Below are 21,522 nucleotides of genomic sequence, written 5' to 3' on the forward strand. Positions count from 1 at the left end.
GTTTTACCTCGTGAGTAGGCGAAATGCTCAAGTTTTCGGCGACAAACCCTGCTTTTTCGCTTCGTGGTTGCACATTGTTGGTTTCACCCGGCTATAAAGATTGGGAACTTTTGCCAAGGCCCTAAACTCAATAGAAGGTTGCCTGAAACGAGGGACGACGTCGGTTTCACGCAGGATCTGTGTTCCGGTCAATGCGTATGGATTCGACAACAAGATTATTCGCGCAGCCGGCCAAGCCGGTGCTGCGTTTTTCGTGTGTGCCAAATCAGCGCGCGCAGGAAACTTGCTTGGAGGGGGAGAACTTTTGCGAAAAGCCCGAGTCTATGTTTGCAAGCCTGAACGATTAGTCATGCAAGCCTCCTCCGAGCTTATCGAGGAGTGTTCATGCTAACCCAGGAAGAGGATCAGCAGCTGGTCGAACGCGTTCAGCGCGGTGACAAGCGTGCTTTCGATCTGCTAGTGCTGAAATACCAGCACAAAATTCTCGGGTTGATCGTGCGTTTTGTGCACGACACCCATGAAGCCCAGGATGTTGCGCAAGAGGCCTTTATCAAGGCTTACCGTGCACTTGGAAATTTTCGCGGGGACAGCGCGTTTTATACGTGGCTTTACCGCATTGCCATCAACACGGCGAAGAACTATCTGGTTTCACGCGGCCGCCGGCCGCCGGATAGCGATGTTAGCTCTGAAGATGCGGAGTTCTACGACGGCGATCATGGCCTCAAGGATCTCGAGTCACCAGAGCGTGCATTGCTGCGGGATGAGATCGAAGGCACCGTCCATCGAACCATTCAGCAACTGCCAGAAGATTTACGTACCGCTCTAACTTTACGTGAGTTTGATGGTCTGAGTTACGAGGACATTGCGAGCGTCATGCAATGTCCGGTGGGTACCGTGCGCTCCCGGATCTTCCGCGCTCGGGAGGCCATCGATAAAGCCCTGCAACCACTGTTGCAGGAAAACTAAAGACAGCGGCGACAGCCAAGAGAGGAACGCCATGAGTCGGGAAGCCCTGCAGGAATCGCTGTCCGCAGTGATGGATAACGAAGCGGACGAACTGGAATTGCGTCGGGTGTTGAATGCCTTCGACGATGTTGAAACCCGCGAAACCTGGGCGCGTTACCAGATTGCCCGGGCAGTGATGCACAAGGACTTGCTGATCCCCCGTCTGGACCTGGCTTCGGCCGTCTCGCAAGCGCTGGCTGATGAAGCCGTGCCAGCGAAAGTCAGCCGTGGACCGTGGCGTAGCTTGGGTCGCCTGGCCGTTGCAGCATCCGTGACTGTTGCGGTGCTGGCAGGTGTGCGTCTGTACAACCAGGATGAGATCGCCGGCGTCGAATTGGCCCAGCAATCCACTCAACCGGGTCTGACCGTTCCTCAAGTCAAGGGCCCAGCCGTTTTGGCAGGCTACAATGAGAGTTCGCAAGCCACAGGCCCGATGGCCAATGGTGTCTTGCAAGGTCAGCCAGGCTGGCACGATCAGCGTCTGCCGGGTTATCTGCGTCAACATGCTCAACAAGCTGCACTCAAAGGTACTGAAAGTGCCCTGCCTTATGCTCGTGCAGCGAGCCAGGAAACCCGTTAAGGAGGATCATGCGCGCCATACCTCTACTTACGCTTTTGCTCAGTGGCTGGTTCGTTGTTCCAGCCCATGCCGATGAGGCTCAAGACTGGTTGAACCGTCTGAGCCAGGCCGAGCAGCAGCAGAGCTTTCAAGGCACTTTCATTTACGAGCGTAACGGTAGTTTTTCTACCCACAACATCTGGCATCGTGTCCAGGATGGCAAAGTCCGCGAGCGTTTACTGCAGCTCGACGGCTCGGCCCAGGAAGTCGTACGCATTGATGGACGTACTCAATGCGTGAGCGGCAGCCTGGTGGCAGGGCTGGAGGACACCCCCGACGCGTCCGCTCGAGCACTTGACCCACAAAAGCTGAAGAATTGGTACGACCTTGCCGTCATCGGCAAGTCGCGCGTGGCCGGGCGCGCGGCGGTGATTGTTTCGCTGACGCCCCGTGACCAGCATCGTTACGGTTTTGAATTGCACCTGGATCGGGAAACCGGTCTGCCGCTCAAATCCTTGCTACTCAATGAAAAAGGCCAGTTGCTGGAGCGCTTCCAGTTTACCCGCCTGGACACCGCCGACGTGCCGGGCGACCAGGACCTGCAGGCCAGTGACGAGTGCAAGACCGTGGCGCTGGACAGTAACAAGGCCACGGCCGCGAAGACCGCCCAGGCCTGGCACTCCGATTGGTTACCGCCGGGCTTCGAGTTGACCAGCAGCAGCGCCCACAAGGATCCGCAGACCAAGGCTCAGGTTAGTAGCCTGATGTATGACGACGGCCTGGCGCGTTTCTCGGTGTTCCTCGAGCCGCTCAATGGCGAAGTAGTCACTGATACTCGAACCCAGCTTGGGCCCACCGTTGCCGTTTCACGGCGCTTGACCACCCCCGATGGTGAGATGATGGTGACCGTGGTGGGGGAAATTCCGATCGGCACCGCCGAACGGATCGCGCTGTCCATGCGCACCGCTCCATCGACGTCCAAGCAGTAAGTCGACCCAGTGCCGCTCATCGAACGACGGGTTGGTTGTGGAAAAGGTCAGTCATGGCTGGTTCCACAATCGAGATGTCGAAATGTTTGGTGAGCATTTCAGTTTGCAAAACTTCTTAAAATTTTCTATAGGTCAGAGCCCCTCGGCTCTGGCCTTGTATAGTTGTTCCCGGAACAAAAGTACCGATGGCGGTTGCCTGGTGTTTCTTGTTCCCTATCGCTTAACCATGCTCGTCGTAACGGGAGCCGTATGTCGATACCACGTTTAAAATCCTACCTGACTATTTTTGCCACCGTCTTGGTGCTGGGTCAGACCGTTGCTGCCCAGGCAGCCGAACTGCCGGACTTCACCCAACTGGTCGAGCAAGCCTCGCCAGCCGTGGTGAACATCAGTACCACGCAAAAATTGCCCGACCGCAAAGTGTCTAACCAGCAGATGCCTGACCTGGAAGGCTTGCCACCGATGCTGCGCGAGTTCTTCGAGCGCGGTATGCCGCCACAGCAGCGTTCCCCTGGCGGTGGCCGCCAGCGTGAAGCGCAATCCCTGGGGTCGGGCTTCATCATTTCCCCGGACGGCTACATCCTGACCAATAACCATGTGATCGCCGATGCCGACGAAATTCTCGTGCGCCTGGCTGATCGCAGTGAACTCAAGGCCAAGTTGATCGGCACCGACCCGCGTTCCGACGTGGCGCTGCTGAAAATCGAAGGCAAGGACCTGCCGGTGCTGAAACTGGGTAAATCCCAGGACCTCAAGGCCGGGCAATGGGTAGTCGCCATCGGTTCGCCGTTCGGCTTTGACCATACCGTGACCCAAGGCATCGTCAGCGCGATCGGCCGTAGCCTGCCGAACGAAAACTACGTACCGTTCATCCAGACCGACGTGCCGATCAATCCGGGCAACTCCGGTGGCCCGCTGTTCAACCTGGCGGGCGAAGTGGTGGGGATCAACTCCCAGATCTACACCCGTTCCGGTGGTTTCATGGGCGTCTCGTTCGCCATCCCGATCGATGTGGCAATGGATGTCTCCAACCAGCTCAAAAGCGGTGGCAAAGTCAGCCGTGGCTGGCTGGGTGTGGTGATCCAGGAAGTGAACAAGGATCTTGCCGAGTCCTTCGGCCTGGACAAGCCGGCCGGCGCGCTGGTGGCCCAGATCCAGGACGACGGTCCGGCAGCCAAGGGTGGTTTGCAGGTGGGTGACGTGATCTTGAGCATGAACGATCAGCCGATCGTCATGTCGGCAGACCTGCCGCACCTGGTGGGCGCACTCAAGGCCGGCGCCAAGGCAAACCTTGAAGTGATTCGCGACGGCAAGCGCAAAAACGTCGAGTTGACGGTTGGCGCGATTCCGGAAGAAGGCAAGGAGCTCGATGCACTGGCCAAAAACGGTGTCGAGCGCAGCAGTAATCGTCTGGGCGTGGCTGTGATTGAGCTCAGCGACGAGCAGAAGAAGGCGTTCGACCTCAAGGGCGGCGTGGTGATCAAGGAGGTCCAGGACGGTCCTGCTTCATTGATCGGCCTGCAGCCAGGCGATGTGATCACGCACCTGAACAATCAGGCGATCGTATCGGCCAAGGAGTTCACGGAGATCGCCAAGGCACTGCCGAAGAATCGTTCGGTGTCGATGCGGGTCCTGCGCCAGGGGCGCGCGAGCTTCATTACCTTCAAGCTGGCTGAATAACCCGGTTACTCGCAACAAAAAAACCGCCTCGATCGAGGCGGTTTTTTTTGGTCTGGAGAATGTACCTTCAACCACCAACGAGTCGACCATTGCCCGCGATGCACTCAGCAACAATACGATATTCGCTGGCAGCCAGCGTCCGCAGGGGCTGTTCGCGGGCAAGCCTTGCTCCTACGGATGGGCAGGCAAAAGAAAACCCCCGGCAAGTCCGGAGGACCTGGCGGGGGTTTTGGGTAAGCGCCGGGTGGCGCCTACGGGCTTAGCTTATTGGCAAGCTTCGCAATCCGGCTCGTCGATGGCGCAAGCCTTCGGCACTGGTGCAGGACCTGCTGGAGCTGCCAGGACCGAGTCGTCACCGTGGTTGCCGCCGCTGGAAACAGCGTTCAGCTTGCCGGTGTTGATGGTCGACTTCTCGGTGCTGGTCGCGGCCAGGGCACGGAGGTAGTAAGTGGTTTTCAGACCACGGTACCAGGCCATGCGGTAGGTCACGTCGAGCTTCTTGCCCGATGCGCCAGCGATGTACAGGTTCAGCGATTGGGCCTGGTCGATCCACTTCTGACGACGGCTGGCCGCGTCAACGATCCACTTGGTGTCCACTTCGAAGGCAGTCGCGTAGAGCTCTTTGAGTTCTTGCGGGATGCGCTCGATCTGTTGCACCGAACCGTCGTAGTACTTCAGGTCGTTGATCATGACCGAGTCCCACAGGCCACGAGCCTTGAGGTCGCGAACCAGGTACGGGTTGATCACGGTGAATTCGCCCGACAGGTTCGATTTCACATAGAGGTTCTGGTAGGTCGGTTCGATCGACTGCGATACGCCAGTGATGTTGGCGATGGTCGCGGTCGGTGCGATGGCCATGATGTTGGAGTTACGAATGCCTTTCTGTACACGGGCACGTACCGGTGCCCAGTCCAGGGATTCGTTCAGGTCAACGTCGATGTACTTCTGGCCACGGGCTTCGATCAGGATCTGTTGCGAGTCCAGTGGCAGGATGCCCTTGGACCACAGCGAACCCTGGAACGTCTCGTAGGCGCCACGCTCGTCGGCCAGGTCGCAGGAGGCCTGGATCGCGTAGTAGCTGACCGCTTCCATCGACTTGTCGGCAAATTCGACGGCAGCGTCGGAGCCGTAAGGGATGTGCTGCAGGTACAAGGCGTCCTGGAAACCCATGATGCCCAGGCCGACCGGACGGTGCTTGAAGTTGGAGTTCTGCGCTTGTGGCACCGAGTAGTAGTTGATGTCGATAACGTTATCGAGCATGCGTACGGCGGTGTTCACGGTGCGTTCCAGCTTGGCGGTGTCCAGCTTGCCGTTGACGATGTGGTTCGGCAGGTTGATCGAGCCCAGGTTGCAAACGGCGATCTCGTCCTTGTTGGTGTTCAAGGTGATCTCGGTGCACAGGTTCGAGCTATGGACCACGCCTACGTGCTGCTGCGGGCTGCGCAGGTTGCACGGGTCTTTGAAGGTCAGCCATGGGTGGCCGGTTTCAAACAGCATGGAGAGCATTTTGCGCCACAGGTCTTTGGCCTGGATGGTCTTGAACAGCTTGATCTTGCCCGGGTACTGGGACAGGGCTTCGTAGTACTCGTAGCGCTCTTCGAAGGCCTTGCCGGTCAGGTCGTGCAGGTCTGGCACTTCGGAGGGCGAGAACAGGGTCCACGGGCCGTCATCGAAGACGCGCTTCATGAACAGGTCAGGGATCCAGTTGGCGGTGTTCATGTCGTGGGTACGACGACGGTCATCACCGGTGTTCTTACGCAGCTCGATGAACTCTTCGATGTCCATGTGCCAGGTTTCCAGGTAGGCGCACACAGCGCCTTTGCGCTTGCCACCCTGGTTGACGGCTACGGCGGTGTCGTTCACTACCTTGAGGAACGGAACCACGCCTTGGGACTTGCCGTTGGTGCCCTTGATGTACGAACCCAGGGCACGTACCGGAGTCCAGTCGTTGCCCAGGCCGCCGGCGAATTTCGACAGCATGGCGTTGTCGTGGATCGCGTGGTAGATGCCCGACAGGTCATCCGGCACGGTGGTCAGGTAGCAGCTCGAGAGCTGTGGACGCAGGGTGCCGGCGTTGAACAGGGTCGGGGTCGACGACATGTAGTCGAAGGACGACAGCAGGTTGTAGAACTCGATCGCACGGTCTTCTTTGTGCTTCTCTTCGATCGCCAGGCCCATGGCCACGCGCATGAAGAAGATCTGCGGCAGTTCGAAGCGCACGCCATCCTTGTGGATGAAGTAACGGTCGTACAGGGTTTGCAGGCCCAGGTAGGTGAACTGCTGGTCGCGCTCGTGGTTGATCGCCTTGCCCAGTTTTTCCAGGTCGAAGGTGGCCAGGATCGGGTTCAGCAATTCGAATTCGATACCCTTGGCGATGTAGGCCGGCAGTGCCTTGGCGTACAGGTCGACCATTTCGTGGTGGGTCGCGCTTTCGGCGACGCCGAGGAAGCCCAGGCCTTCGGCACGCAGGGTGTCCATCAGCAGGCGGGCGGTGACGAACGAGTAGTTCGGCTCACGCTCGACCAGGGTCCGCGCGGTCATCACCAGGGCGGTGTTGACGTCGGTCAGGGCCACGCCGTCGTACAGGTTTTTCAGGGTTTCGCGCTGGATCAGGTCGCCGTCGACCTCTTCCAGGCCTTCGCAGGCCTCGGTCACGATGGTGTTCAGGCGGCCCATGTCCAGTGGCGCGAAAGTGCCATCGGCGCGGGTGATGCGGATCGAAGGGTGCGCCTGCACCGCGTCTTCGGCCGGGGCGCGGACTGCGCGCTCCTTGGAGCGGGCGTCACGGTAGATCACGTAGTCGCGAGCTACTTTCTGCTCGCCAGCACGCATCAGGGCCAGTTCGACCTGGTCCTGGATTTCTTCGATATGGATGGTGCCGCCCGATGGCATGCGACGCTTGAAGGTCGCGGTGACCTGCTCGGTCAGGCGCGCAACGGTGTCGTGGATTCGCGACGAGGCGGCAGCGGTGCCGCCTTCAACTGCGAGAAACGCTTTGGTGATGGCGACGGTGATCTTGTCATCGGTGTAAGGAACGACAGTGCCGTTACGCTTGATCACGCGCAGTTGGCCTGGCGCAGTGGCGGACAGATCGGAATTCGAATCTGCGCCCTGCGGCAAGGTGCCCTGCGGGTTCTCGCGAGTTGTGTCGGTTTGCATGGGTGTCTCCACATTCTCTATGTTTGTTTGGGCACCATGAAGGTGCCCACCGTTCCGTCCTGAAGCACTACAACCGGCAAGCGCCGGGCATAACAACTTCGGGACAGTAGGAAGGGGCCGTCGGGCGCCGCTTCCATGCCGAAGTCTTTGGTTTCAAGCCAGGGGCTGGAAACCGAATTCCGTTGGGGTGACAGTAAACGACTGCAACACCCGTACCGTTTTTGCCGTTTTGGGCGGAAAAACAGTTGCCATCCGCGGGAGCGGTTTGGGCTTCTGAAAAAGAGTTTGGTTCAACCAAAAACATGCAAGAAAAGCACTTGAGTTTCTTGTCTGATTTGTGTTTGGTTTTTGCCTCAAAACCCTATATGTAGGGTTTTTCTGAGCGCGAGCTACAAGATAATGCGTTTTGGGGGGTGATTGCAACGTACTACCTGTGGATAAAGCTGTGCGTAAAATGTGTATGAAACAGCCAATCGTCGTGTAGGCCGCGACCCTGCTGGGGTCGACCGTTTGTCACTGTTTATTACCCAGAAAAATAGCCTGGGGGGATTTTTGCGGGCGCGAACCCTATCACAAAAAATCCCGGTTACCGAGCGCATTTGCCAGCTTGTGTTCTCAAGGGTGGGCGTTGCTACAATCGGGCGCTGTGTAAGCAGTCTTATCCACTTCAAAGATGACAAAAAGATGAGTGGAGCCTTCCTTAATAGTGTTCTGGCAAGCAGAGGTCACCCGTGGAGCAAGAAGCCTGGCAGGTATTGATTGTCGAGGACGACCAGCGCCTGGCTGAGTTGACTCGTGAGTACCTGGAAAGCAATGGATTGCAGGTAACCATCGAAGGCAACGGCGCATTGGCGGCGGCGCGGATCATTGCCGAGCAGCCGGACCTGGTGATCCTTGACCTGATGCTGCCCGGCGAAGACGGGTTGACCATCTGCCGCAAGGTTCGCGACCACTACGATGGGCCGATCCTGATGCTCACGGCGCGCACCGATGACATGGATCAGATCCAGGGTCTGGACATGGGCGCCGATGACTACGTGTGCAAGCCGGTGCGTCCGCGGCTGCTGCTGGCGCGCATCCAGGCCTTGCTGCGGCGCAGCGAGGCGCCCGAACCGGCCGCGCCGCAAAAGCTGCGGCGCCTGCAGTTCGGCCCGCTGGTGGTCGACAACGCCCTGCGCGAAGCCTGGCTGCATGACCAGGGCATCGAATTGACCAGTGCCGAATTCGACCTGCTCTGGCTGCTGGTGGCCAATGCCGGGCGAATTTTGTCCCGCGAGGAAATTTTCACCGCGTTGCGCGGCATCGGCTATGACGGCCAGGATCGCTCCATCGATGTGCGCATTTCACGCATCCGCCCGAAAATCGGCGATGACCCGGACCACCCGCGCCTGATCAAGACCATCCGCAGCAAGGGCTACCTGTTCGTTCCCGAAGCCTGCGTAGACCAGCCGCTGTGAACTCGATCTTCCTGCGCATCTACGGCGGCATGTGTGCGGCGCTGATTCTGGTGGCCGCCCTCGGGGTCCTGGCCTTGCACCTGCTCAACGAAGTGCGCAGCGAGCAATACCGCGAGCGCCTGGCCCACGGTACGTTTTCCCTGATGGCCGACAACCTGCAGCCGATGAACCTCACCGAGCGCCGGCGTGCGCTGTTGGTGTGGGAGCGCTTGCTGGGTATTCCCCTCAACCTGCAGACCTTCAGCCAAACCGGCCTCGATCTGGGCGAACGCACCCGGGTATTGCGTGGCCAGGCGCTGGTGGAACAGACCGGGCCTCATGCGGCAAAGGTCTACCGGCTGGTCAGCGAGCAGGAGCAGTTGGTGCTGACGGGGGAAGTGCAGCAGATCAGCGAGCAACTGGCACGGGCGACTATTTATCTGTTGGCTGATGAACTGGTGCGCTACCCGGTGGCCGAACAACCGAAGCGCCTGGAGGCCTTGAAAAAAGACAAGGGGTTTGGCTTCGAGCTGCAACTGGTCACGGTGGACCAGGCGGACATGGACGAAGACCAGAGCCGCCGGGTGTCCGAGGGCGACACCGTGATGGCGCTGGGCAAGGAGGGCGATTCGATCCGGGTGTTTGCCGGGATGGTGGGCACGCCATGGGTGCTGGAAATCGGCCCCCTGTACCAGATGAATCCGTATCCGCCGCAGTGGCTGGTGTTGATTGCGGCCCTGGGGCTGAGCCTGATCGGCCTGATCGTCTACCTGCTGGTACGCCAGCTGGAGCGGCGCCTCAGCGGCCTGGAGTCGGCCGCCACGCGCATCGCCAAGGGCAGCCTGGAAACCCGTGTGCCGACCCGGGGCGCGGACTCGGTAGGGCGGCTGGCGGCAGCGTTCAACGGCATGGCCGAGCACTTGCAGCAATTGCTGGCGATCCAGCGCGAACTGGTGCGTGCAGTGTCCCATGAGTTGCGTACGCCGGTGGCGCGCTTGCGGTTTGGCCTGGAGATGATCAGCACGGCGTCCACCGCGCAAGCGCGGGACAAGTACCTCGAAGGCATGGACCACGACATCCAGGACCTCGATGGCCTGGTGGACGAGATGCTCACCTATGCACGGCTGGAGCAGGGTTCGCCGGCGCTGGTTTTTCAGCGGGTCGACCTCGATGCCCTGGTCAATCAAGTGATCAGCGAACTGGCACCACTACGCGCCGAGGTCCGGGTGCAGCGCGGGTTGTGCCTGTCGGCAGCCGACTGCGACGGCGCCTGGGTCGAGGCCGAGCCGCGTTACCTGCACCGGGCGTTGCAGAACCTGGTGGGCAATGCCATGCGCCATGCCCAGGGGCAGGTCTCGATCAGCTATCAGGTCGGGCAGCAGCGCTGCCGGGTGGATGTCGAGGACGACGGCCCGGGAGTGCCGGAAAGTGCCTGGGAAAAAATCTTCACACCCTTTCTGCGCCTGGACGACAGCCGCACCCGAGCCTCGGGGGGGCACGGTCTGGGGTTGTCCATCGTGCGCCGGATCGTGCACTGGCATGGCGGGCGCGCGTTGATCAGCCAGAGCAAGAACCTGGGCGGGGCGTGTTTCAGCCTGAGCTGGCCGCGCAACCAGGAAAAGCCCGAGCGCTGACCTGTCTAATCAGGCCCGGATACTCACCAGGCTCAACAATTGCCCCGCTTTTACCGCGAACTGCGCATCCAGCTCGGTGCCATTGCGCCATTCACCGGACAAGTCCGTCAGCAGGCGCAGGCGCACCTGCCCGCGGTCGGTCCATTCCAGCACTTCGGCATGCTCGAAGTAGAAGCGTTTCTGGACGATGGGGTACAGGGCCTTGAACAGGCTTTCCTTGACCGAGAACGTCAGGGTCACCCACAAGGCCAGTTGTTCGCGCCGGCCGGCCGTCATCCGCTTGAGCTCCGCCGGGGTGAGGATCTCACCGGCCAGGCGTTCGGCACGCTCGGTGGTGAGCAGGTTTTCCAGGTCCATGCCCAGGCCGCGCCAGTCGGTGTTTTGCGCAACGATGGCGGCGGCGTGCCCAGTGCTGTGGGTAATCGAGCCGCAGATGCCGGGCGGCCAGACCGGCGCCCGGTCTTCGCCAATTGCCGGACTGCAGTCCAGCCCCTGCAATTTTTGCAGTGCAGCACGTGCACACAGTCGCCCCGCAAGAAACTCGGCCTGACGCTTGGCCACCGAGCGCTGGATGCTCGGTGGCGGCTCGATCTGGCTGCGACGGAAATCGTCGAGCGCCAGTAATGAGGGATCGAAGCGTGTGCTGAGCAGGACTGTGCCAGGCAGCGAATCAGGCAACGGCCATTGGTCGTCGAGCGGCGTGCAGCAGGCGGGCAGGGAGGGGGGCGGATTCATTGCGGCATTTTGCCGATTAGTCGCGTGGCTGGGTAGTGCTGAGGAGTGTCGAGCTTGTTCAGCCAGGGTTCAGCGTGTGTTCAGGGGGAGTTCAGTGGGGGGTGGTTAACCTGAGCGCATCACCTAAAAACACATTGCGAACGAGGAAACTCAACATGACCCACTTCAAAAAGCTCATTCTGGCCATGACTGTCCTGGGCGCCAGCGCCGTGGTTCACGCCGCTGACGACAACTTCGCCAGCCTGACCCTGGGGCAGACCAGCGACAAGGTGAAAAAATCCAGCCTGCTTAACAGCAACCTCGATCACCCGAATGCCAACGGTGTGATTGGCAAGGACACCACCTGGGGTCTGCGTCTCGGTCAGCAGAACAATGACCGTCGTTACTACGCCACCTACGACAACGTTTCCGGCAGCCACAACGGCATCAAGCTGCGCCAGGAAAACCTCCTCGGCAGTTACGACCTGTTCCTGCCCGTGACCAGCAGCACCAAGCTGTTCGCTGGCGCTAGCGCCGGCCTGACCAAACTCACCCAGGATTCGCCGGGCTACAGCCGCGACAGCGATATCGGTTATGCCCTGGGCGTGCAAGGCGGTGTCCTGCAACAGGTTTCCAAGAACGCCTCGGTGGAATTGGGGTACCGTTACCTGCGCAGCAATGCCAGCACTGAAATGAGTGCCCAAGGCAGCAAGCGGGGCTCCTTGAGCCTGGACAGCAGCGCCCAGACCTACCTGTCCGCCAACTACGCTTTCTAATCATCGGGCAAGCAGGACCTGCGCCGGATCGGCCCTAGAGGTGATCCGGCGCAGGCATGTCGGTAAGCTGGGTGCATGGCACCCGTGGAGTGGTTGATTTGCCTGGGAGAGCGTTATGAAATTACTGGTCGTCGAAGACGAGGCGCTATTGCGCCATCATCTGCATACCCGCCTGACTGAAAATGGCCATGTGGTCGAGTCCGTGGCCAACGCCGAAGAGGCGTTGTACCAGTCCGGTCAATACAACCATGACCTGGCAGTGATCGACCTCGGCCTGCCGGGCATGGGGGGGTTGGACCTGATTCGCCAGTTGCGATCGCAAGGCAAGACCTTCCCGATCCTGATCCTCACCGCACGCGGCAACTGGCAGGACAAGGTCGAAGGCCTCGCCGCTGGTGCCGATGATTACGTGGTCAAGCCATTCCAGTTCGAAGAGCTGGATGCGCGCCTGAATGCCTTGCTGCGCCGCTCCAGCGGTTTTACCCAGTCGACGATAATCGCCGGCCCGCTGTTGCTGGACCTCAACCGCAAGCAGGCCAGTCTCGACGAGCAGCCGTTGGCCCTGACCGCCTATGAATACCGGATCCTCGAGTACCTGATGCGCCATCATCAGCAAGTGGTCGCCAAGGACCGCCTGATGGAGCAGCTCTACCCGGATGACGACGAGCGCGATCCGAACGTGATTGAAGTGCTGGTCGGGCGTTTGCGGCGCAAGCTTGAAGCGCCGGCCGGGTTCAAGCCGATCGAGACCGTGCGAGGCCTGGGCTACCTGTTCAACGAGCGCTGCCAGTGATTCGCTCCCTTCGCCTGCGCCTGATGCTGGCAGCTACCACCTTGGCGGTGCTGTTCATGCTGGCGCTGTTGCCAGCCATGCAGGGCGCCTTCAGCCTGGCGCTGGAAGATTCGATCGAACAGCGCCTGGCCTCGGACGTCACCACGCTGATTTCTGCGGCACGGATCGAGAACAAACAGTTGATGATGCCTTCGCAGTTGCCGGACGAGCGCTTCAATCTCGCCGACAGTCGCCTGCTGGGCTACATCTACGACCGCGAAGGGCAACTGGTCTGGCGCTCGCGGGCGACCCAGGACGAACACATCAATTACAAGCCGCGTTATGACGGGCGCGGCAATGAGTTTGCGCGTATTCGTGAGGCCGACGGCCAGGAGTTCTTCGTCTATGACGTCGAAGTCAAACTGCTGGGCGGCAAAAGTGCGGCATTCAGTATCGTTGCGCTGCAGCCGGTGCGCGAGTACCAGCAGACACTCGAAGGCCTGCGGGAAAATCTCTACCTGGGATTTGGCGCAGCCTTGCTGGTGTTGCTGGCGCTGCTGTGGATCGGCCTGACCTGGGGCCTGCGCGCGTTGCGGCGCCTGAGCCAGGAGCTCGACCAGATTGAAAGCGGTGACCTGGAAAGCCTCAGTGAAGAACACCCGCGCGAACTGTTGCGCCTGACCGGCTCGCTGAACCGCTTGCTGAGCAGCGAGCGCGAGCAACGCAGCCGCTACCGCGACTCGCTGGACGATCTGGCCCACAGTCTGAAAACCCCCCTGGCGGTCCTCCAAGGCGTCAGCGAGGACATGGCCCAGCGTCCCGAAGAGCGCGAGCAGGCGTGGGTCCTGCAAACGCAGATCGAGCGCATGAGCCAGCAGATCAGCTACCAGTTGCAGCGTGCCAGCCTGCGTAAAAGCGGGCTGGTGCGGCACCAGGTGCAGTTACAGCCGGTACTCAAGAGCCTGTGCGACACCCTGGACAAGGTCTATCGCGACAAACGGGTGCGTACCAGCTTCGACTTGCCGCAGTCCTGTTATGTGCCGATCGAGCAGGGTGCCTTGCTGGAAATGCTCGGCAACCTGTTGGAAAACGCCTACCGTCTATGTCTCGGCGAAGTGCGGATCAGCCTGCGTCAGACCCGTGCCAGCATCGAAGTCTGCGTTGAAGACGACGGGCCGGGTGTACCAGAGGATCAACGGGCGCGGATCCTCCAGCGTGGCGAACGCCTGGACCGCCAGCATCCGGGGCAGGGCATTGGCCTGGCTGTGGTCAAGGACATCATCGAAAGCTACGGCGCCCAGCTGACCCTTGGCGATTCGGCCCTGGGCGGGGCGGCCTTCCGGATTCATTTCCCGCTGGCGTGAAGCCGCGCTTCAACTGTCCTGGGCGCGATAGGCGCCCGGGGTCAGGCCGGTCCATTTCTTGAACGCCCGGTGAAACGCCGAGGGTTCGGAAAAGCCCAATTGCCAGGCGATCTGTTGCAACGACAGGTCGGCGCGACGCAGATGATAGATCGCGATATCGCGGCGCAACTGATCCTTCAATTCCTGAAAACTCGAACCCTCTTCGCGCAAGTGCCGACGCAGGGTTTGCGGGCTGATGTGCAGGTGCGCCGCCACGGCTTCCAGATCGGGCCAGCGGCTGCTGTCACGGCTGAGCAGGCGGCGCAACTGACTGCTCAGGCTGTCGCCGTCATCCGGGCGTGACAGCAGGTCGGCCGGTGAGCGTTCCAGAAAGTGCTTGAGGGTTCGTTCGTCCTGCAACAGCGGCATGCCCAGGTAGCGACTGTGAAACAGCAGGCTGGTGCGCTGGGCGGCGAACTCGAGTGGGCAAGGGAACAGCAGGTCGTATTCGGCGCCATGTCCGGGTTTCGGGTAACTGAAACTGGCCTGCTCGAGGGCGATGCGCTGGCCGATCAACCAACTGCCAAGGCGATGCCAGATCACCAGCAGGCTTTCGCTGAGAAAGTGATCGGGGTCGCGCAGCTGCGAATCATCCAGGCTCAAGCGCACCCATTGCTCTTCCCGGGTCAGGGTCAGGCCTGGCGAGTCGGCAAACAGGCTGTAAAACAACAGGCCGCGCCCCAAGGCTTTCTCCAGCGTGCTGCAGTGAATCAGGGCGTGGCACATCATGGCGAAAGTCCCGCGCTTGCTGGGACTGCGGGCCAAGCCCAGGTACTCGTCATCCAGCGCCAGCCACAGGCCTTGCAACAGGGCGCTGAATTGCTCCGGCGCGATCCGGGCGCGGGGCTCGTCGAGCAATTCGGCGCTGATCCCGAGCTGGTGCAACAGCTCTGCATAGTCATAGCCCATCCGCCGGGCGCCACCGGTGGCGGCGCGGGCGAAATGACTGGCGATGGTGCGTTCGCGCATGGGGAGTGGGGTCCGGCCATTGAGTGGCGGATCTTAGCCAGCCCTCCCGGATGGGACAAGGCGGATTTCCGCCAAATTGCAGGACTCGATTCGGGCATTGGGCGGGAATCCGCCAAGTGGCTCCTGCGCGCCGCACCGTGGAAAGTGCTGCAGCCCTTGTGGCAAGCGGCTTGTGAGGGATTTGGCAAAGGTGGCACGAGCTCTGCAATAAGGCCAAGAGGTCTGCCAGCGCGCAGCTCGCCACAACAAATCCCTCCAGTGCAGGAGGGTTCGCACTTTAGGCGTCGTTTGCATCAGATGGATGATGACAACGCGGTGCTCTTGAGGAACTTTGCAATGACGACTCGTCAGCCACTGTACAAATCCCTGTATTTCCAGGTAATCGTTGCCATCGTTATCGGCATCTTGCTCGGTCACTTCTATCCGCAGACCGGGGTGGCGCTCAAGCCACTGGGTGACGGGTTCATCAAACTGATCAAGATGGTCATTGCACCCATCATCTTCTGCACCGTAGTCAGCGGTATCGCGGGCATGCAGAACATGAAGTCGGTGGGCAAAACCGGCGGCTACGCGCTGCTCTACTTCGAAATCGTTTCCACCATCGCCCTGCTGATCGGCCTGGTCGTGGTCAACGTGGTGCAACCGGGCGCCGGCATGCACATCGATGTGACCACCCTCGACGCCTCCAAAGTCGCGGCCTATGTCACGGCCGGCAAGGACCAGAGCATCGTCGGCTTCATTCTCAACGTGATCCCGAACACCATTGTCGGCGCCTTCGCCAACGGTGACATCCTGCAGGTCCTGATGTTCTCGGTGATCTTCGGTTTCGCCCTGCACCGCCTGGGTGCCTACGGCAAGCCGGTGCTGGACTTCATCGATCGTTTCGCCCACGTGATGTTCAACATCATCAACATGATCATGAAACTGGCGCCAATCGGTGCGCTGGGTGCCATGGCCTTCACCATCGGTGCCTACGGCGTTGGCTCGCTGGTGCAACTGGGCCAGTTGATGATCTGCTTCTACATCACCTGCGTGCTGTTCGTGGTGCTGGTACTGGGTGCGATCTGCCGTGCTCACGGCTTCAGCGTACTGAAACTGATCCGCTACATCCGTGAAGAGCTGTTGATCGTACTGGGTACTTCCTCGTCCGAATCGGCGCTGCCACGCATGCTGATCAAAATGGAACGCCTGGGCGCACAGAAATCGGTGGTAGGCCTGGTGATTCCAACGGGCTACTCGTTCAACCTGGACGGTACTTCGATCTACCTGACCATGGCGGCCGTGTTCATCGCCCAGGCGACTGACACCCACATGGACATCACTCACCAGATCACCTTGCTGCTGGTGCTGTTGTTGTCCTCCAAAGGTGCTGCAGGCGTGACCGGTAGTGGCTTCATCGTGTTGGCTGCAACCCTCTCGGCTGTTGGCCACCTGCCGGTGGCCGGCTTGGCGCTGATCCTCGGTATCGACCGCTTCATGTCCGAAGCGCGGGCGCTGACCAACCTGGTGGGTAACGCTGTTGCGACCCTGGTGGTGGCCAAGTGGGTCAAGGAGCTGGACGAAGACAAGCTGCAAGTCGAGCTGGCGTCCGGTGGTCGTGGTATCTCCGATGATCGTGAAATGGATGACCTGGGTGTGGCCGAAGGCCCGGCCCCGACTTCCTTGAAGTAACTCACGCACGTCAATGAAAAACCCGCTACGGCGGGTTTTTTGTTGCCTGCGGGGCGGGAGCCAAACCTGCTCGCGGCAGCGCCCTGAGCGCAAAGGTCACCCGTCCTGACGGTTAAGGTGATTGCCGTCAGGCGGACGGCTGCCTAGTCTGCAGGTATCGCTCAAGGAGATGGCTTATGCAGGGTCCACTGGCATCACTCAAGGTTCTGGATTTCTCGACACTGTTGCCGGGGCCCTTCGCCTCGCTGTTGCTGGCGGACATGGGGGCCGAGGTGCTGCGCATCGAATCGCCAACCCGCATGGACCTGCTGCGGGTGCTACCGCCCCATGACCAGGGCATCTCGGCCAGCCACGCCTACCTCAACCGCAACAAGCGCAGCCTGGCGTTGGACCTCAAGCAACCCGCGGCGCTGGAGGTGGTCAAGCAACTGCTGCAGGACCACGACATCTTGCTGGAGCAATTTCGCCCCGGGGTAATGGAACGGCTGGGGCTGGGGTATGAGGCGCTGAGGGCGATCAACCCGCGACTGATCTACGTGTCGATCACCGGCTACGGCCAGACCGGCCCCTACAAGGACCGCGCCGGGCACGACCTCAACTACCTGGCGCTGGCTGGCCTGGCCAGCTACACCGGGCGTGCCGACAGCGGGCCGTTACCGCTGGGGTTCCAGGCGGCGGACATCGCTGGTGGTTCACTGCACGGGGTGATCGGCCTGTTGGCCGCGGTGATTGCCCGGCAGCAGAGCGGGCAGGGCCAGCACCTGGATGTGAGCATGACTGACTGCGCATTCAGCCTGAACGCGATGGCCGGGGCGGGGTACCTGGCGTGTGGCGTGGAGCCGGGGTGCGAGGAGCAGATGCTCAACGGTGGCAGCTTCTACGACTACTACCGCAGCCGGGATGGACGCTGGATGTCGGTGGGCAGTCTGGAGCCCAACTTCATGCAGCAATTGTGCACCGCCCTCGGTCGTCCCGAGTTGGCGGCCCAGGGGCTGTCGCCTAAACCCGAACAGCAACAGGCCCTGAAGCTGGCCTTGCAGATCGAATTCGAAAAGCGCGACTTCAGCGACCTGTGTGCGCTGTTTGCCGACGTCGATGCCTGTGTCGAGCCGGTACTCAGCGTGGCCGAAGCGGTGGCCCATCCCCAGCTCAAGGCACGGGAGCTGGTGACCCAGGTACCGCGCGGCGATGGCAGCAGCCAGGCACAAATGGCTTGCCCGTTGAAGTTCTCCGAAGGTTTGCCGCAACCACGCAATATCGGTGCGACGCTGGGGGCGCACACCAGCCAGGTGTTGCACGAGTTGGGTTACAGCGAGCAACGGATCGACGATTTGCGGCGGACCAAGGTCATTCTCTAGAGGTGACGCAGGTTCGCAGCGAGCCTGCTCGCGATAGGGCCAGGTAAGGCTCTGCCTATCCCACTATTCGACCCGCGACTCCCCGGTAAACACCAATGTCTGCCGACAACGCCGACACAGGTAACGCCGGCCCTGGCGTACCAGGCTATGGCGCTGGGCCGAAAACGGGAAGTCGCTGTTGGCGCACGGGCAGCGGTAGATGTAGCGGGTCACGCTGCGGCGTTTAATAGCGTAGGTATGGCAACGGTCGGGCGGCAGTTCATAGACGCCGCGCATGATCAGTTGCCATTCCTCACCGTGGGGTGCAATGCGCTCGCCAAACAACTGGTGTGCGATCAGGTGCGCGACTTCGTGGGCCACGGTCTGCTTGAGGAAATCTTCACTGTTCTCGCGGTACAACTGCGGATTGAAGCGCAGCAGGTTTTCGTGCAGGTGTGCCACGCCGGCCTTCTGCCCGCGCAACTTGAGGCTGACCACCGGGCGCTTGAAAGGGCGTTTGAAAAAGGATTCGGCTTGTTGGAAACAGTCTTCGACGCGGGTATTGAGTTGCTCGGGCATGCTTAACGGATCTCCAGAGGCCACAAGTATGCTGCAAACCCAGGCCATTGCGAATCGCCTGGCTGCCGAATGGTCGTGGTCCCAGCAAAAGGCCGCCTTGCGGCGGCCGGTATTGGCAGATCCTCGTTTGTTTCATGGGCGGCGTCCCTTGCTCGCTCCAGCGGCTTGCGTTGAATGTTGGTTTAGTTGGTATAGACCGGGCCGACGCCCAGGCCCCAGACAATGACGGTGAAGGCCATGATCGCCACCAACACCACCAGCCCTACGGCAAGCACTGAACTTGAGAAGAGAAACCCTTCGTCCGTTGGAATGTTCATGAAGGTCGGCAAGCCGACATACAACAGGTAGACCGTGTAGCAGATAGCCGCGGTGCCGACGATCATGCCCAGCCACATATGTGGATACAGCGCGGCCAGGCCGCCGATGAACAACGGCGTGGCGGTGTACGTGGCAAAGGCGACACAGCGCGCCAGGCTCGGTGTAGCGTCATAGGTGCGGGCCATCCAGTGAATGAACGCGCCCATGACCGCGACCCCGCCCAGCATCGCCAGGTACGACATGATGGTCATCCAGAGCGCGCTTTCCATGGTCAGCATGACGGGCGCCCGACTGCCGATGACCCAGCCCACCTGGGTCGTGCCGATAAACGCGGAAATTGCCGGAATCGCCGCCAGGATCAGCGTGTGGGTGAGGTACATGTGGCTGATGCTTTCCTCTTGGTCGCCACGGATTTCTTTCCATTCTTGATCTGGGTGGGTGAAAAGCCCCACGACGTGATGGATCATAGTCAGTCACTCCTACGTGATTGCTGTCGCCCCCCAACGGAGCGCCTACGGGCCAGTGGCCAAGTCGGTAAAGGTCTTCAGGTGTGCGACCTTATGTCGCAGTATAGAAAGGACTGGAACACGCAGGAGCAGGGGCTTTAGAGCAAATCGCGCTGTAAACCCCGGGCTTAATCGCTGTGCTGCATGACAGCGGCCCTGCTGGTTGGTCGATAACCGTAGAAGACGCAGGGCACTTCGCCCGCCCCGGGTTTTTGCGTAAAATGCCGGCCTTTCGTCACACCTCGCGGATTTCAAGCGCCATGGGCACTCTTACGGTCAACCAGAACAAACTGCAGAAACGTCTACGCCGCCAGGCCGGGGAGGCCGTTGCCGACTTCAACATGATCGAGGATGGCGACAAGGTCATGGTCTGCCTGTCCGGAGGCAAGGACAGCTACACCATGCTCGACGTGCTGCTGCACCTGCAGAAGGTGGCGCCGATCAAGTTCGAGATCGTCGCGGTGAACATGGACCAGAAGCAGCCGGGTTTCCCCGAGCATGTGTTGCCCACCTACCTCAAGGAACTGGGGGTGGAGTACCACATCGTCGAAAAGGACACCTATTCGGTGGTCAAGGAGCTGATCCCGGAGGGCAAGACCACGTGCTCGCTGTGCTCGCGCCTGCGTCGCGGTACGCTCTATACCTTTGCCGACGAAATCGGTGCGACCAAGATGGCCCTGGGTCACCATCGCGATGACATCGTCGAGACTTTTTTCCTCAATATGTTCTTCAACGGCTCGCTCAAGGCCATGCCGCCGAAACTGCGCGCCGATGACGGGCGTAATGTGGTGATTCGCCCGCTGGCCTACTGCAACGAGAAGGACATCCAGGCCTACTCCGACTTCAAGCAGTTCCCGATCATTCCATGCAACCTCTGTGGCTCCCAGGAAAACCTGCAGCGCCAGGTGGTCAAGGACATGCTTCAGGACTGGGAGCGCAAGACCCCGGGCCGCAGCGATAGCATCTTCCGCAGCCTGCAGAATGTGATCCCGTCGCAACTGGCGGACCGTAACCTGTTTGACTTCACCAGCCTGAAGATCGACGAAAGCGCGGCATCGCGTTTCGTCAATGTGGTCAATCTCTGACCGGATCACTGGTTGGGCATGACGGCGCTCGCGGGCGCCGTTTTTATTTGTTTGCAAAGGAGAGGGCATGCGCGATTACAAGTGGCTGCACGAATACTGTCTGAACCGCTTTGGTTCGGCAGCCGAACTGGAAGCCCATCTGCCAGTCCCCAAGACCCCGGCACAATTGCGCAAGATCAGTGATGATCGCTACCTGTCGACCATGGCCCTGCGGGTCTTCCGCGCAGGCCTCAAGCACAGCCTGGTGGACGCCAAGTGGCCGGCATTCGAGGAGGTATTCTTCAAGTTCGACCCGCACAAGGTGGTGTTGATGGGCGCCGAACACCTGGAGCGCCTGATGCAGGACGCGCGGATCATCCGCCACCTGGGCAAGCTTAAGAGTGTGCCGCGCAACGCCCAGTTCATCCTCGATGTAGCCAAGGACAAGGGCAGCTTCGGCGAGTTGATCGCCCAATGGCCGGTGACCGACATCGTCGGCCTATGGAAATACCTGGCCAAGCACGGGCATCAGATGGGCGGTTTGTCGGCGCCGCGGTTTTTGCGCATGGTTGGCAAGGACACCTTTGTGCCCAGCTATGACGTGGTTGCGGCGTTGAATGCCCAGCAGATCATCGACAAGGTCCCCACCAGTCTGCGGGATCTGGCGACGGTGCAGGACGCCTTCAACCAGTGGCATGCTGAGAGTGGCCGGCCGATGTGCCAGATCTCGATGATGCTGGCCTTTACCGTCAATCATTGAGCCAGTCGCTCCAATCGCGGGCAAGCAGAGCGCCACCCGGCGGCTCCCACATGAAGTTCGCTCACCTGTGGGCCGGCCAGGATGTTGGATTAGACCGCGTACATATCCATTTTTGCGGTAACGGCCACCTATGGTTCCGCCTGACGGCGGCTCACTTTTGAAAGCCCAAAAGTAAGCAAAAGGCTCTTGCC

18 protein-coding genes are annotated in these 21,522 nt (G+C 60.5%); 13 read left to right on the plus strand and 5 right to left on the minus strand.

What is annotated here, in order from left to right; all coding sequences use genetic code 11:
* The first annotated feature begins 384 nt into the window (after positions 1-384).
* From rpoE to ACM6IP_RS04740, 4 genes are all read left to right on the plus strand, one after another.
* Positions 385-966, plus strand: a complete 582-nt coding sequence (rpoE, locus tag ACM6IP_RS04725) for an RNA polymerase sigma factor RpoE (protein WP_003172477.1) — start codon at positions 385-387, stop codon at positions 964-966.
* Positions 967-997: 31 nt separating this feature from the next.
* Entirely contained in the window at positions 998-1,585 is a 588-nt protein-coding gene (locus ACM6IP_RS04730; protein WP_095169758.1) for a sigma-E factor negative regulatory protein, read from the plus strand.
* Between the two features lie 8 nt (positions 1,586-1,593).
* Entirely contained in the window at positions 1,594-2,553 is a 960-nt protein-coding gene (locus tag ACM6IP_RS04735; RefSeq protein ID WP_095169757.1) for a MucB/RseB C-terminal domain-containing protein, read from the plus strand.
* A 249-nt stretch (positions 2,554-2,802) separates the two neighbouring features.
* Positions 2,803-4,233: a DegQ family serine endoprotease gene (locus ACM6IP_RS04740; RefSeq protein WP_095169756.1), complete on the plus strand. Its 1,431-nt coding sequence runs from the start codon at positions 2,803-2,805 to the stop codon at positions 4,231-4,233.
* Positions 4,234-4,497: 264 nt separating this feature from the next.
* Here the strand turns inward: ACM6IP_RS04740 and ACM6IP_RS04745 are convergent, their stop codons facing one another.
* Positions 4,498-7,392 (minus strand): ribonucleoside-diphosphate reductase subunit alpha, encoded by a 2,895-nt coding sequence (locus ACM6IP_RS04745; protein WP_095169755.1) that lies wholly within the window; start codon positions 7,390-7,392, stop codon positions 4,498-4,500.
* Positions 7,393-8,123: 731 nt separating this feature from the next.
* Between ACM6IP_RS04745 and ACM6IP_RS04750 the strand changes: the two genes are divergently transcribed.
* Positions 8,124-8,849, plus strand: coding sequence for a response regulator (locus ACM6IP_RS04750; RefSeq protein WP_095169754.1), 726 nt, complete (start codon positions 8,124-8,126; stop codon positions 8,847-8,849).
* Positions 8,846-10,462 (plus strand): ATP-binding protein, encoded by a 1,617-nt coding sequence (locus ACM6IP_RS04755; RefSeq protein ID WP_095169753.1) that lies wholly within the window; start codon positions 8,846-8,848, stop codon positions 10,460-10,462. Before ACM6IP_RS04750 ends, ACM6IP_RS04755 begins: the two co-directional genes overlap by 4 nt.
* 9 nt (positions 10,463-10,471) lie before the next feature.
* Here ACM6IP_RS04755 and ACM6IP_RS04760 read toward each other — a convergent pair whose 3' ends face one another.
* Positions 10,472-11,197 carry a 4'-phosphopantetheinyl transferase family protein gene (locus ACM6IP_RS04760; RefSeq protein ID WP_095169752.1) on the minus strand — a complete coding sequence of 242 codons (726 nt, stop codon included), beginning with the start codon at positions 11,195-11,197 and terminating at the stop codon, positions 10,472-10,474.
* Positions 11,198-11,352: 155 nt separating this feature from the next.
* On the opposite strand from ACM6IP_RS04760, the gene ACM6IP_RS04765 reads away from it, so the two are divergent.
* From ACM6IP_RS04765 to ACM6IP_RS04775, 3 genes are all read left to right on the plus strand, one after another.
* A complete protein-coding gene (locus ACM6IP_RS04765) occupies positions 11,353-11,952 on the plus strand; it encodes a hypothetical protein (protein ID WP_414861054.1) in 600 nt (199 codons plus the stop codon).
* A 115-nt stretch (positions 11,953-12,067) separates the two neighbouring features.
* Positions 12,068-12,745: a response regulator gene (locus ACM6IP_RS04770; RefSeq protein ID WP_095169750.1), complete on the plus strand. Its 678-nt coding sequence runs from the start codon at positions 12,068-12,070 to the stop codon at positions 12,743-12,745.
* Positions 12,742-14,088 carry an ATP-binding protein gene (locus tag ACM6IP_RS04775; RefSeq protein ID WP_095169749.1) on the plus strand — a complete coding sequence of 449 codons (1,347 nt, stop codon included), beginning with the start codon at positions 12,742-12,744 and terminating at the stop codon, positions 14,086-14,088. The genes ACM6IP_RS04770 and ACM6IP_RS04775 overlap by 4 nt, the downstream gene beginning before the upstream one ends.
* A 9-nt stretch (positions 14,089-14,097) precedes the next feature.
* Here the strand turns inward: ACM6IP_RS04775 and ACM6IP_RS04780 are convergent, their stop codons facing one another.
* A complete protein-coding gene (locus tag ACM6IP_RS04780) occupies positions 14,098-15,096 on the minus strand; it encodes an AraC family transcriptional regulator (protein ID WP_414861055.1) in 999 nt (332 codons plus the stop codon).
* Between the two features lie 336 nt (positions 15,097-15,432).
* Here ACM6IP_RS04780 and ACM6IP_RS04785 point away from each other — a divergent pair, with 336 nt between their 5' ends.
* Complete coding sequence (locus tag ACM6IP_RS04785) at positions 15,433-16,767, plus strand: dicarboxylate/amino acid:cation symporter (protein WP_095169846.1); 1,335 nt, start codon at positions 15,433-15,435, stop codon at positions 16,765-16,767.
* Positions 16,768-16,943: 176 nt separating this feature from the next.
* The gene (locus ACM6IP_RS04790; protein WP_414861056.1) at positions 16,944-18,125 is read left to right on the plus strand and encodes a CaiB/BaiF CoA transferase family protein; all 1,182 of its coding nucleotides are present in this window, start codon (positions 16,944-16,946) and stop codon (positions 18,123-18,125) included.
* 63 nt (positions 18,126-18,188) lie between these two features.
* On the opposite strand, the gene ACM6IP_RS04795 is transcribed toward ACM6IP_RS04790, so the two are convergent.
* Positions 18,189-18,683: a SprT family zinc-dependent metalloprotease gene (locus ACM6IP_RS04795; protein WP_095169746.1), complete on the minus strand. Its 495-nt coding sequence runs from the start codon at positions 18,681-18,683 to the stop codon at positions 18,189-18,191.
* Between the two features lie 182 nt (positions 18,684-18,865).
* Entirely contained in the window at positions 18,866-19,468 is a 603-nt protein-coding gene (locus ACM6IP_RS04800) for a Yip1 family protein (protein WP_159997502.1), read from the minus strand.
* A gap of 299 nt (positions 19,469-19,767) precedes the next feature.
* Between ACM6IP_RS04800 and ttcA the strand changes: the two genes are divergently transcribed.
* Positions 19,768-20,592, plus strand: a complete 825-nt coding sequence (gene ttcA / locus ACM6IP_RS04805; protein ID WP_414861057.1) for a tRNA 2-thiocytidine(32) synthetase TtcA — start codon at positions 19,768-19,770, stop codon at positions 20,590-20,592.
* 67 nt (positions 20,593-20,659) lie between these two features.
* Positions 20,660-21,331 (plus strand): DNA-3-methyladenine glycosylase I, encoded by a 672-nt coding sequence (locus ACM6IP_RS04810; RefSeq protein ID WP_159997498.1) that lies wholly within the window; start codon positions 20,660-20,662, stop codon positions 21,329-21,331.
* Positions 21,332-21,522 lie beyond the last annotated feature (191 nt).

This window comes from Pseudomonas sp. IT-P176, from assembly GCF_949767245.1.
Lineage (GTDB): Bacteria > Pseudomonadota > Gammaproteobacteria > Pseudomonadales > Pseudomonadaceae > Aquipseudomonas.

Excerpts from the sequence above, each read along its gene's own strand:
- rpoE (WP_003172477.1), top strand. The coding sequence starts at position 385 with ATGCTAACCCAGGAAGAGGATCAGCAGCTGGTCGAACGCGTTCAGCGC.
- ACM6IP_RS04730 (WP_095169758.1), top strand. The coding sequence starts at position 998 with ATGAGTCGGGAAGCCCTGCAGGAATCGCTGTCCGCAGTGATGGATAAC.
- ACM6IP_RS04735 (WP_095169757.1), top strand. The coding sequence starts at position 1,594 with ATGCGCGCCATACCTCTACTTACGCTTTTGCTCAGTGGCTGGTTCGTT.
- ACM6IP_RS04740 (WP_095169756.1), top strand. The coding sequence starts at position 2,803 with ATGTCGATACCACGTTTAAAATCCTACCTGACTATTTTTGCCACCGTC.
- ACM6IP_RS04745 (WP_095169755.1), bottom strand. The coding sequence starts at position 7,392 with ATGCAAACCGACACAACTCGCGAGAACCCGCAGGGCACCTTGCCGCAG.
- ACM6IP_RS04760 (WP_095169752.1), bottom strand. The coding sequence starts at position 11,197 with ATGAATCCGCCCCCCTCCCTGCCCGCCTGCTGCACGCCGCTCGACGAC.
- ACM6IP_RS04765 (WP_414861054.1), top strand. The coding sequence starts at position 11,353 with ATGACCCACTTCAAAAAGCTCATTCTGGCCATGACTGTCCTGGGCGCC.
- ACM6IP_RS04770 (WP_095169750.1), top strand. The coding sequence starts at position 12,068 with ATGAAATTACTGGTCGTCGAAGACGAGGCGCTATTGCGCCATCATCTG.
- ACM6IP_RS04780 (WP_414861055.1), bottom strand. The coding sequence starts at position 15,096 with ATGCGCGAACGCACCATCGCCAGTCATTTCGCCCGCGCCGCCACCGGT.
- ACM6IP_RS04785 (WP_095169846.1), top strand. The coding sequence starts at position 15,433 with ATGACGACTCGTCAGCCACTGTACAAATCCCTGTATTTCCAGGTAATC.
- ACM6IP_RS04790 (WP_414861056.1), top strand. The coding sequence starts at position 16,944 with ATGCAGGGTCCACTGGCATCACTCAAGGTTCTGGATTTCTCGACACTG.
- ACM6IP_RS04795 (WP_095169746.1), bottom strand. The coding sequence starts at position 18,683 with ATGCCCGAGCAACTCAATACCCGCGTCGAAGACTGTTTCCAACAAGCC.
- ACM6IP_RS04800 (WP_159997502.1), bottom strand. The coding sequence starts at position 19,468 with ATGATCCATCACGTCGTGGGGCTTTTCACCCACCCAGATCAAGAATGG.
- ttcA (WP_414861057.1), top strand. The coding sequence starts at position 19,768 with ATGGGCACTCTTACGGTCAACCAGAACAAACTGCAGAAACGTCTACGC.
- ACM6IP_RS04810 (WP_159997498.1), top strand. The coding sequence starts at position 20,660 with ATGCGCGATTACAAGTGGCTGCACGAATACTGTCTGAACCGCTTTGGT.